At 63.8% G+C, this 10,814-nt stretch carries 9 protein-coding genes and 1 pseudogene; 2 read left to right on the forward strand and 8 right to left on the reverse strand.

Annotated features, from left to right (window positions below; all coding sequences use genetic code 11):
* Window positions 1-139 (forward strand): annotated as a pseudogene (locus tag ACK543_RS00125) (IS630 family transposase); the annotation flags it as partial.
* Between the two features lie 88 nt (window positions 140-227).
* Here ACK543_RS00125 and ACK543_RS00130 read toward each other — a convergent pair.
* Together ACK543_RS00130 and ACK543_RS00135 are read right to left on the reverse strand one after the other, a co-directional pair.
* Window positions 228-3,077, reverse strand: a complete 2,850-nt coding sequence (locus ACK543_RS00130) for an EAL domain-containing protein (protein ID WP_409940851.1) — start codon at window positions 3,075-3,077, stop codon at window positions 228-230.
* A gap of 67 nt (window positions 3,078-3,144) precedes the next feature.
* Entirely contained in the window at window positions 3,145-3,978 is an 834-nt protein-coding gene (locus ACK543_RS00135) for an alpha/beta fold hydrolase (protein ID WP_409940852.1), read from the reverse strand.
* 460 nt (window positions 3,979-4,438) lie between these two features.
* Between ACK543_RS00135 and ACK543_RS00140 the strand changes: the two genes are divergently transcribed.
* Window positions 4,439-5,059: a class I SAM-dependent methyltransferase gene (locus tag ACK543_RS00140; protein ID WP_409940853.1), complete on the forward strand. Its 621-nt coding sequence runs from the start codon at window positions 4,439-4,441 to the stop codon at window positions 5,057-5,059.
* A 9-nt stretch (window positions 5,060-5,068) separates the two neighbouring features.
* Here the strand turns inward: ACK543_RS00140 and ACK543_RS00145 are convergent, their stop codons facing one another.
* The 6 genes from ACK543_RS00145 to ACK543_RS00170 form a co-directional block, all read right to left on the reverse strand.
* Entirely contained in the window at window positions 5,069-6,151 is a 1,083-nt protein-coding gene (locus ACK543_RS00145; RefSeq protein ID WP_409940854.1) for an alpha/beta hydrolase, read from the reverse strand.
* Between the two features lie 2 nt (window positions 6,152-6,153).
* Complete coding sequence (locus ACK543_RS00150; RefSeq protein ID WP_409940855.1) at window positions 6,154-7,116, reverse strand: hypothetical protein; 963 nt, start codon at window positions 7,114-7,116, stop codon at window positions 6,154-6,156.
* A 309-nt stretch (window positions 7,117-7,425) separates the two neighbouring features.
* Window positions 7,426-8,040 (reverse strand): penicillin-binding protein activator LpoB, encoded by a 615-nt coding sequence (lpoB, locus tag ACK543_RS00155; RefSeq protein ID WP_409940856.1) that lies wholly within the window; start codon window positions 8,038-8,040, stop codon window positions 7,426-7,428.
* Between the two features lie 131 nt (window positions 8,041-8,171).
* On the reverse strand, window positions 8,172-8,594 hold the full coding sequence (locus ACK543_RS00160) for a YcfL family protein (RefSeq protein ID WP_409940857.1): 423 nt from the start codon (window positions 8,592-8,594) through the stop codon (window positions 8,172-8,174).
* A 45-nt stretch (window positions 8,595-8,639) separates the two neighbouring features.
* The gene (locus ACK543_RS00165) at window positions 8,640-10,205 is read right to left on the reverse strand and encodes a COG3014 family protein (protein ID WP_409940858.1); all 1,566 of its coding nucleotides are present in this window, start codon (window positions 10,203-10,205) and stop codon (window positions 8,640-8,642) included.
* Window positions 10,206-10,606: 401 nt separating this feature from the next.
* Window positions 10,607-10,814: hypothetical protein (locus tag ACK543_RS00170; RefSeq protein ID WP_409940859.1), on the reverse strand; the 208-nt coding region annotated here is incomplete at its 5' end.

The following is a 10,814-nucleotide window of genomic DNA, read 5'->3' on the forward strand; positions in this document are numbered from 1 at the left end:
GCAGCTTGTGCAGCGCATCGACCACTTCGTCGCCGCGCACAACACAAACTGCCAGCCCTTCACATGGACTGCCACCGCCGATTCGATCCTTGAAAAGCTGCATCGACTTTGCTCACGTATTTGCGGGACAGCACACTAGGCCGCCGCACGATTTGTTCAACGCCTTCCACAGCGCAGCCCCTGTCGCCAACTTTGTCCGCATGGGGCGCGAAGGAGCGGCGCGAGCGTCAGTGCTTGGGCGGCTGGCCCAGCCCACTCCAGGTTTGAAAAAGGACGGACAGGGGCTCGGGGCGATGCAGCAGGTAGCCTTGCGCGTAATCGACGCCCATCACCTGCAGCCGGGCCAGCACGGCGGGCTGGTCCACAAACTCTGCCACGGTGCGCACCCCCACCACCTGGGCCACGTCCACAAAGCAGCGCACCGCCACATCATCCAGCGCGTCGGTCATCAGATCGCGAATGAACTGCCCATCGATCTTCAGGTAGTCCACCGGCAGATTCTTGAGGTAGCCAAACGAAGACGCGCCCGCCCCGAAGTCGTCGAGCGCCACACGCACGCCCGCTGCGCGCACCCGCTCGATGAAGGCCACCGCATCCGTCAGGTTGGTGACCGCCGCGGTTTCCGTGATCTCCAGGCACAGCTTGGCGCAAATCGCCGGGCCGGCCGCCTGCAGTTGCTCGTCAGCCCAGGCATGAAACGCCCGGTCACCCACCGACTGCCCCGACAGATTGACGCTCAGCGTTTGCAGCTCACTAATGGAGGGCTGCGCCCGCAGCCACAGAATCACATGCTCAAGAACCCATCGATCAATGCGGGAGGCCAGGTGAAAACGCTCGGCCGCTGGCAAAAAGGCGCCTGGCATCACCAGAGAACCATCTTCGGCCTTCATGCGCAACAGCACCTCGGCGTGCAGTCCGGCCGTGCCGCTGCGCTGCGCCACGATGCGCTGGGCAAACAGCACAAAAGCATCCGTGTCCAGCGCGTGTTCGATGCGCGAGGTCCACTGCACCTCAAACTGCCTCGCGCTGACGGCTGCATCGGCATCAAACCACACATGCACGCGGTTGCGGCCGCCGTCCTTGGCCGCATAGCAGGCCGTGTCCGCTGCCTGCTGCAGTGCCGCCGTGCTGCTCCAGCGGGAGTCCAAGGGCACCAGGCCGATGCTGACCCCGATGCGAAAGCGCTTGTCCTCGTGCTCAAAACGGAACAGGTTCATGCGGTCGCAAATCTTTTGGGCCACCTGCTGCGCCTGGTCGGGGTCGCAGTCCTCCAGCAGGATGCCGAACTCATCGCCCCCAAGGCGGGCCAGCGTGTCCCGTGTGCGCACGGTGTCGGCCAGCAGCCGGCCCACCTGCTGCAGCAGGTGGTCTCCCACCGCGTGTCCACAGGTGTCATTGACCAGCTTGAACTGGTCCAGGTCGATGAACAGCAGGCCGTGGGTGGAGCCGTCACGCCGGGCGCGGGCCCACAGCGCCTGAAGGCGGGACTCGAACTCCGCGCGATTGAACAAACCGGTAAGCAGATCGTGGGTCGCGCGGTAATCCATCTCGCCCGACAGGCGGATCTGCTCGGTCACATCGCGAAACACCAGGACCGCGCCGAACACGTCGCCCAGGTCATTGCGGATGGGCGCGGCGGTGTCCTCGATCCCGAACTCGGCTCCGCCACGCGATATCAGCATCGCCTGATGGCCCGGGATCACAGGTTCGCGGCGCGCCAGGCAGGCGACCACCGGGCTGTCCATCCGCTGCCTCGTCCCTGCGTCGACGATCTGGAACACCTCCGCCAGAGGCTGCCCCCGCGCCTGGTCGGCCGTCCAGCCCGTCATGCGCTCGGCCACCGCGTTCAACCACATCACGGTTTCAGCGGCATCCACGGTAATGACGGCATCGCCGATGGACTGCAGGGTCACGCGCAGCAGCTCGTGCTGCCCTTCCAGTTCGCGGGTCATGCGGCGGCGCTCGGTCACGTCCTGAAACGCGCCCACCAGGCGCTTTGCCTTGGCGTACGGCCCGCCCTCGGCCATTCCCACCGCACGAACGCTGTGAACCATGCCGTCGGGGTGCGGCAGGTCCAGTTCGATGTCAAACGCCTCTGTGCGCTCCACAGCGTCGGTCAAGGCCTGCTCTATCCGCCGGCGCGAGTCAGCGCAGTACAGCGCCAGCCATTGCTCACGCCGCGGCTGAAAGCCAGGGGGCTGGCGGTGGACGTCGCAAGCGCCTTCAGACCAGAGCAGCCGGTCGGTCTGCAGGTCCAGCTCCCAGCCGCCCACACCTGCCAGGGCTCCCGTGCGCTGCAAAAAGGCCTGCGATGTCCTGAGCGCGCTCTCCACTTGCTTGAGCCGGGTGATGTCACTGACTTGTACAAAAAAGCCCTTGACCTGCCCGTCCACCACGTCCGGCACGTACTGAACCAGCGAATGAATCGTTGCACCGTCAGGCAAGGACAAGGTGCGCTCGAACTCCTGGGGCTCGCCTTTCAACACCGCATCGATGTGCCCGATGGACTGCGCCAGCAGTTCGGGGGAAACCACAAGGTGCACTGGCTGGCCCAGCACCGCATCTTCAGACTGCCCCAGGGAATCCAGGTAATGCTTGTTGGCAAACTGACAACGTCGTTCAGCATCCCAGTAAGCCACCTGCCCCGGAATGGTGTCGGCCACGTTGCGGATGAAGCGCTGACTCTGCGCCAACGCTTCAGCAGAGCCTTCCGCATCGCGCCTGGCCTGCAACAGGGCATTTTCAAAATGGTGGCGCTCTTGCGCGACGAACAGCACCCAGAAGCACGCAGGCTTGCCATTCCATACCCCCGGCTGGGCATTGACCATGACGGGAATGCGCTGGCCCCGGGTGTCGATGAGATGCAGGTGAATCTCGGTGACCCGCCCGTCACGCAACAGGGTGGGCCACGCATGGGTTTGCAAAAAGATGCGACTCGCAGGGGGGAACAGAACATCCATCGACTGCGCTTCGACGTCCACATGCGACGCCCCCACCAGCTCGCGCAAAGGCAGGTTCAGCGCCAGCATGGTCCCGCACATGTCCGTGACGAGGACGGGACAGGGGAGTTCGTTCATGGAGAGCATGGGACGCGAAAGTCAGGGGGTAAAAGCCAGGCCGTCAAGTGCTGAGCGCCGCTAACGCCTAATGCGCAGACGCGGTATGCGTCATGGTCGTCGCCGCAAAATACTGCTGCATGGCCTCAATCACCAGGGCCGGGTCGCTCATGTGGGCACAATGCCCCGAGACGTCCAGCACGCGCAGCACGCTCTGTGCGAGATGGTCCGCGAGAAACTGGCCCACCCCCATCGGGGCCAGTGCATCGTTGCGATGCTGCAGGATCAGGCTGGGACAGGTCACCCGAGCGAGATCGGCACGGTTGTCGGCGAAGAAAGTGGCACGCGCAAACACCTTCGCCACCCGCGGGTCGGTAGAGCAGAAACTGCTGGACAGCTCTCCGGCGACCTGCTCGCCCGAACTCCCGGCCACCACCGGCGCCAGATAGTTGGCCCAGCCCATGTAGTTCTGCTCCATCAGCGCCAGCAAGCCCTCGAGGTCCTCGCGCTCAAACCCGCCCAGATAGTCGGGAGGATGATTCAGAAAACACGGCGAAGGCCCCAGCAGAACCAGCCGATCAAACAACTGGGGACGCGCGATGGAGGCCAGCAGACCGATGCTGCCACTGACCGAATGGCCGACAAAGGTCACACCACGTTCCAATTCGAGCGCATCGCAGACATCCAGCACATCCTGTGCATAGCCAGCGAGCGTTGCATACCGCTGCGGATCAAAGGCGGAAAGCTCGGACTGCCCGCTGCCCACATAGTCAAACAGCACCTGGCGATGGGTGGCCGCAAAGGCTGGCGTGATCCGGCTCCACATATTTTGGTTGCACCCGAACCCATGGGCATACATCAGCACAGGCCCTTGGCTGCCGTGGACGTTGACATTGTTACGCTTGATGATGTGTGGTTTCAAGGCGCTCCTCCAAGATGCGTATCGGGCTCCTTCGATCGTATCTGCTAGTCAGGGGAAAATATTGAGAGATCAGTCCATTTGTGTGAAACGCCTGAACTTTTTTCCCGACAGCCGGAAAGTTACCCAATGTAAGACAACCTGCATAACCCTCGCGAGGTGGTGGTCGTGCGGATCGGGATGGGACGCAAGACGTGTCGTATTGCTGCCAACAGCCGGGCTATCGATGCCGACCAGGCCAAGTCGGCCTTGCCCACCTCATTGACGCCATGGAGCGCAAACACGTTCTTGGCGAGATCGATACACACATACAAAATCGGCCTGACCTCCCCTTCTGGATGAGTTGATGAAAACCGCCTTTCCCATCATGGCACCCAGTTACCGTTTGCCCCACTGCGGCGGGTTCGGGACGGGGGAGTACCATTCATAAGTTAGACCCGCTACACACTTCGCAGGAGTCAGGATGCAGTCTAAAGATCACTGGGAACACGTCTACTCAACCAAGAAGACCGAAACCGTCAGTTGGTTTCAACAACACGCAGAGCAGTCGATGCGGCTCATTCGAGGGACGGGCGTTCCTTTCTCAGCGGAAATCATGGATGTTGGAGGCGGAGCCTCAACACTCGTAGACGATCTTCTGGTAAGTGGCTATTGCGCAGTCTCGGTGCTTGATCTGTCAGCAGCCGCGCTGTCAGTAGCCAGGGCACGCCTTGGCCAACGAGCCAATGAAGTGCGATGGCTCGAAGGAGACATTACACAAGTCCAGCTTCCTGTGCACGCCGTTGACGTTTGGCACGACCGAGCAGTCTTTCACTTCCTAACGAGCAAAAAAGATCGGGAGGCATATGTTCAGACGGTGCTTCGATCCGTCAAACCTGGCGGTCACATCATCGTCGCAACCTTTGCCGAAGACGGACCGCTCCACTGCAGTGGCTTGCCAGTCATGCGGTATGGTCCAAACCAGCTACACGCTGAGTTCGGTTCTCCGTTTTCCCTTGTCCAGCATCAGCGCGAAGAACATCACACACCGTTCGGAACAGTACAAAAGTTCGTGTACTGCTACTGCCGAAAGGTGCCGTCTTAAGCCTTGTGCCTAACCCCGCTGCAATGGCGCGCACACCCCCGCGTGCGGGGCGCGCGCCCACTGCTCAAGCCATGCCCAGACGAGCTGCACGCCATCGATGGCGGCGTGCCCGGGCGAGGCTTTGCGCTCAAGCCCATGGTCTGCGCCGTCGATGCGCCGCGCGCACCAGGCAGTGGGCCCATGCCCTGCCCTGCGCTGGTGCGCCAGCTGGGCAAAGCGCTCATACGCCGCAGCGGGAACCAGTGCATCGTCGCTACCCCACACCTGGACGATGGGCCAGGGCCCATCGAGCAGAGGCTCGGCCACAGGCCAGCGCCACAGGTCGCGCCAGTAGCCGAGGCTCCTGCCCTGCACGATCGTGCTGTCGGGCAACGTACCGTCAGCCATCGCACCCAGGGCCTCCCAGTCGGCAGTTGCACCCAGCCGCTGCGCCTGCAAGGCACCCGACTCCCGTGGGTCCAGCCCGCTGGCCGACAGCAGCACCAGCCCGGCAAGGCGGGGCACGTGGGGCGCCAGACCCGGCAGCAGCTCGGCCCCTTCGGAGATGCCGACGAGCACCTGAGGCAGTGCCGCCGCCCCCCGGTTTTGCTGCGCAAGCGCGTCGGCCTGCAGGGCAACGCGGGCGTGGGCCAGCCAGGTGGACAGGCGGTCTTGCTGGACAAACCGGCGCGCGCAGTCGCCCGGGGCTGTGCGGGCGAACGGGTCCACGCCGGGCTTGTGCAGCACCAGCACCTGGGCGTGCAGCAAGCCCGCAAAGTAGCGCTCGGCCAGCGGGCCCATGCCCGCGCAGCCGGAGCCTGGCACCACGATCACCCGAAAACGCGCGGGGGCCGTGCGTTCAGGCCGGGCGAGCACGGCCACCCTGGCACCGGCTTCGCCCGGCAGTTGCTCCACGCGCCACGCGCCCAACGCAGCGGGCAGTTCGGTGGCCAAGGGCTGCGGGGCCGCAGGACGGGGCTCAGTCACGCTGCAGCCGTTCACGAACACCAGCGCGCCCAGAAAAAAGGCCAGCACGGGGCTGGCCTTGCGGCAGGGCGCTGCACTGGCAGCCGGGGCCGTGCGGTGCAACCCGCCGCTGCGCAACAGCCCCATGGTCACCTGAGGATGATCACCTGCTCGGGCTGCTGCGGCTGCGGCGCGGGCATGGGCTGGCCGCCCTGCTGGTACACCGCGGGCGGGCGCACGCCACGCGCCAGGTTGGCGTCGGTGTAGCCCAGTTGCATGGCAAGCTGCTGGTACACATCCTGCGCCAGCGACAGTGAGGTCTCGCGCATGACCTTGGCGCGGTTGGGGGGGGCGATGTCACCACGGATCGACAGAATCTTGGTGTCGTTGCCCTCGCCCTGGGCCGAGAACGCAGCCTTGATTTCGTACGTTTTGGTGTTGATGAGCGAGAAGTCTGCCAGGAGCTGCAAGCCGTACTGGCGCGTGGCGCTGGTGGTGCCTTGCAGGGGCGAGAGCGCATCGGTGAACTCGATGCTGGAGACCACGCCAAACAGCACGTAGTCGGCGCCGTTGAACTCGCCTTTTTTGATGCGGGTGACCACATCCTTGACTTGCGGCTGCGCCTGCGGGGTCGCCATCTTGCCGCCTTGCACCTGGTTGAGCACCTGCTCGGCCTTGGAAGGCTGGGGCTTGCCGGCATCAAAGCCCTTGCCCTGCACCAGGCGGAAGTAGGTGCCCTGCAGGATGGCGCCCTTGATATCGTTGGTGTAGCCGCCCAGCTCGCGCTGCTCGATGTAGCTGTAGCGTCCGGCCACAAAGGTGCCGCTGGCCTGCTCGGATGCCTGCATGGACTGCTGGCCCGAGTACGAGCCACTGCCGCCATACAGGCCTTGGCTGTGGCCGCCGCTGTGGCTGCCTTGCGCGCTCATCTGGCTGCTGCGCTGGTAGGTGCCGGCCATGAAGTACTCGGACACGCGCTGGGCGTAGGCCAGGTCGGTCACGGCGATGCGGGGCGCGGCGCCCGGCTGCTGTGCATGGGCGGTAGTGCCCCAGGCCAGCGTGGTGGCCGCGATCACGGCCAGGGCCGTGTGCAATGTGGTTCTGCGTTGCATGGTGTGCTCCTTTCGAGCTGTTGAGACGGCATCAAACCTTTCCAGCCCGTTCACTGAGCGAAGTCCAAGCGCTGCGCAAGGCTTCGACTTCGCTCAGCCCGAACGGTTGTTGGGAGATCAAATGCCGTCTCCATCACGGGAATTCAAAAATCAAATGGCACAGGCTGTGGCCCATGCCGGTAAAAACTGCCACCGCCTGAGGCGCGGGACGCCGAGCAAGGGCCGCCCCGCCGCGAGGGCGTCGTCCCCCTTCCCGGCGAAGCCGAGAGAAGGGGGAAGGAGCGCAGCGCCTCAGGGGGATGTCCTGCTTCACCGCTTGCTCGTTTTGCGAATCTCTTTTTCGTCCTGCCACTCGATCGTGCCTTCCTGCACATCAAACAGCTTGAGTGTGAACTTGTAGTACACATCCTTGGTTGTGTTGTTCTGCTTGACGATGCTGGTCAGCTCGCCTTCCATGCTGTATTTGGCCGCCGTCATCTGACCGACCTTGGCGGTGGTGCCCTGCTTGTACAGCCCGCTCTGGTTCTGGCGCTGCAGCTCGTCCACGCCGGCCTGCATCTCGTTGATGGAGCGCACAAAACGCACCTTGCCCGACTTGACGAGCGAGGTCTGGATCGAGTTCATCACGTTGGTGGTGTCGATGTACTCGCTGGTTTTGTTCTTCACGGTGGAAATCGTCACCGTGGGGCGGCCCTGGAAAATGCCGGTTTCCAGCAGGCCGCCGGTCATTTTCTCGGCAATCATCTGCAGGTCGGTGGAGCCGAATTCATTGGTGACCAGTTCGACGGCCTTGGCATCGCCGTAGTTGACCTGGCGGTCAAAGCGCACGGTGGGCGACGACAGGTTCTGGCAGGCCGACAGGGCCAGGGTGCTGGCCGCAAAAGCCAGGATGAGCGCAGTGCGCTGGATGGGGTTTCGGGTCATGGATTCAACTCCTGTTGCGGGTAGGCGGTCGGATTTCTGGAGCCGTTCGGGCTGAGCCTGTCGAAGCCTTGCGCGGTGCTTCGACTGCGCTCAGTGAACGGATGCTTTTCTGTTCAGGCAATGGCAGCGCCTCAACGCGGCTCGACATTCATCTCAAGGCGCAGGTCTACTGCGGCGCTGGTCGGGGCCACGCTCTTGACGGTCTGCTGGCCCAGGCCCAGCACGCTCATCTGCTTCCACGACTCGCCATCGCCCACCTGGTTGCCTACGTTGTCCAGCCACTTGAAGCGGTAGAACACGGTACGGTCGGTGCGGCCCATGTTGGCCATATCGGCCTGCACCACCAAGATATCGTTCTTGCGCACGATGCGCATTTCACGCACGGCAATGCTGTTGGCTTCGCCGCGCAGCGCAATCTTGCTGGCCACGGCCAGCGGTGTGGCAGGGTCGTGCAGCTGGGCGTGAGCGCTGGTGGCCAGCGCCAGCACCAGGGCCGCGCAGGCGACCGCGGGAGTCGCAGCGGCGGCCACAGAGACAAATCGGTTTTTTTTCATGCCAAAGGCTCCTGTCATTTTTTCCGAAACGGGGGCGCTGCAAGGTCAGTTTTTCGCAGCAGGGGCGGCCGCGGGCTTGGAGGCAGCAGGTGCTGCCGCTGGCTTGGTCGCGGCGGGCTTGACCATGGTCTTGGGTACAGCGCGGCTAGACGAGGTGGTGCGCGCTGCGGGTTCGGCAGCAGCAGCAGGTGCGGCAGGCGCAGGCTGCGCTGCGGCCACGGCGGGCAGTTGGCCCAGCATGGCCACATCGCCGGTCAGCACGCTGTTTTCGTACATGCGCAGCGGCACCAGGGCGTACTGGCCGTTGATCTTGATGGGTTGCGGCAGCTGGCGGCCGTTGACGGTGATGACGTGCTCGCCAGGCGGCAAGTAGCCGCGGGCCACGTACACGCGGCCAGGCAGCATGCGCCACATGCGGTCGTCAGCCTGCTCGGTGGCGACGGATGCCACCGCGCCCACGATGCCTCCCAGCAAACCGCCGCGCTTTTGCAGCTCGTTTTGCATCACGCCCTTGGCCACGGCGCGGGTGAAGCCGCGCAGCACCATGCCGGGCATTTCGTCCTTGAGGGCCCGGCGGGCCATCACGTTCACGTCCACCACCTTTTCCAGCTTGAGCTCCGTGCCAGCGGCCGACAGCGTGGTGAGCAGCGGGTCGCGCGAGGGCTCGATCACAGGGTAGGAGATGCTGGCCGTGACCATGCCGCTGCCCGTGGGGACCGGGATCGTGAACGCCTTGGGTTTGCGCGCAGGGGCATCACCCGCTTCGACAATGAACAGCACGTCCGTCATGCGCTGGCGGCGTTTCCAGGTGAAGCCGGTGCGGTTATCCAGGCCGCGCAGGCCTTCTTCGAGCACCGGGGTGCCGGGCTTGAGTTCGATCGCCTTGCGGTAGCCAGGCGCTGCCAGGCCGGGCTCGTTGAGCATTTCGTACAGGAACCCCGCCAGGTAGTGGCTCAAGGCGTTGGAATAGCCGTTCTTGAGCGCCAGCACTTCGGGATCATTGAGGGTCTCGACCGGGTAACCGTTGAGCTCCTTGCCGCTGGACGTGGCGCCTTTGGACTTGGCTTCGTCTTCGGCCGCCAGGGTTTCCTTCGCGCGGAACTCCGCGATGATGGCTTCGCGCTCGTGCGTGCGCTTGATGTCCACGCGGGCGTTTTCAAAGTCGCCCACCGCCATGCGGTTGAGCGCCAGACGGGTCGTCAACCACACCTTTTCGTAGTCCTGGCCTTCATAGACCTTCAGGCGCTCGCTCACCAGGGCTGCGCCCACGTTGCCCATCAGTTTGCTGGGGTTGGACTTGGCGGTGTCTTCCCATTCCTTGACCTTGCTGTCGGCCAGCAGAAAGGCGCTGGTGCTGTCGGGGTATCGGCGGTCCATGCGCAGAAGCTCGCCGCGTTCCAGGTTGTAGAGCAGCGCCGTTTTTTCTTCTTGCGTCTTGGCGGTGCTCTCCAGGCTGGCCAGCGCGGCGGGGATGCCACCGCTACGTCCAGCGCTTTGCATGTCGTTGGTCAGCTTGTCGTGGCTTTGCATGGTGGCGCACCCGGTAAGGGCAGCGCTCAGCGCCAGCACCCACAGCAGGCGCGGGCGAAATTGGGGTGGGGAATGGGTCATGGAGGGTCCTTGCAGATCGGTGTTTGGGGCGCCACAAACCCTGGGGCATCCACGCATGGCAACGCTGCAATCTGGCGCTGCTGCCCTGACGGGAGCAGCGTAAACAGCGTGATGTGCGACAAACGGATGGGAGGGCCGGGCGAGGTAGCGACGGGCGGCTCGAGCGCCTGGTCCAGGCACTTGCGCGCACGGCATGCTGCGCCCTGTGGCTTTGCATTTCCTGGTTCTTGTGTGTACGGTCAAAACCGGCCTGGTAGTGTATCAATCCACCGTGTCGCCGCTACAACGCGGTGTTGGTGTGCGCGGCAGGGCCGGCTACGCCAGCCCACAGCAGGAAACCGCCCTTTGGCTGCCTGCCGATGTCAGCATTTCAGCCTAAAAACGGCAGTTGGATGCATTTGCTAGGAGCCTGTCGGACTTGGAGCGTCGAAAGCGAAAATCGGCCCCAGCGAGGACAGTTTTTGCCGAATTTGCAGCCCCATAGCCGAGCTATGGGGCAAAAAGGCGGTTATTGAGTCGGCACCTTTGAACTTGAACCAGCCGTTCGGGCTGAGCCTGTCGAAGCCTTGCGCAGAGCTTCGAACCGCATCAACGCATTCAAGTTGGTTG

It is taken from the genome of Acidovorax sp. (assembly GCF_046341535.1).
Lineage (GTDB): Bacteria > Pseudomonadota > Gammaproteobacteria > Burkholderiales > Burkholderiaceae_C > Acidovorax.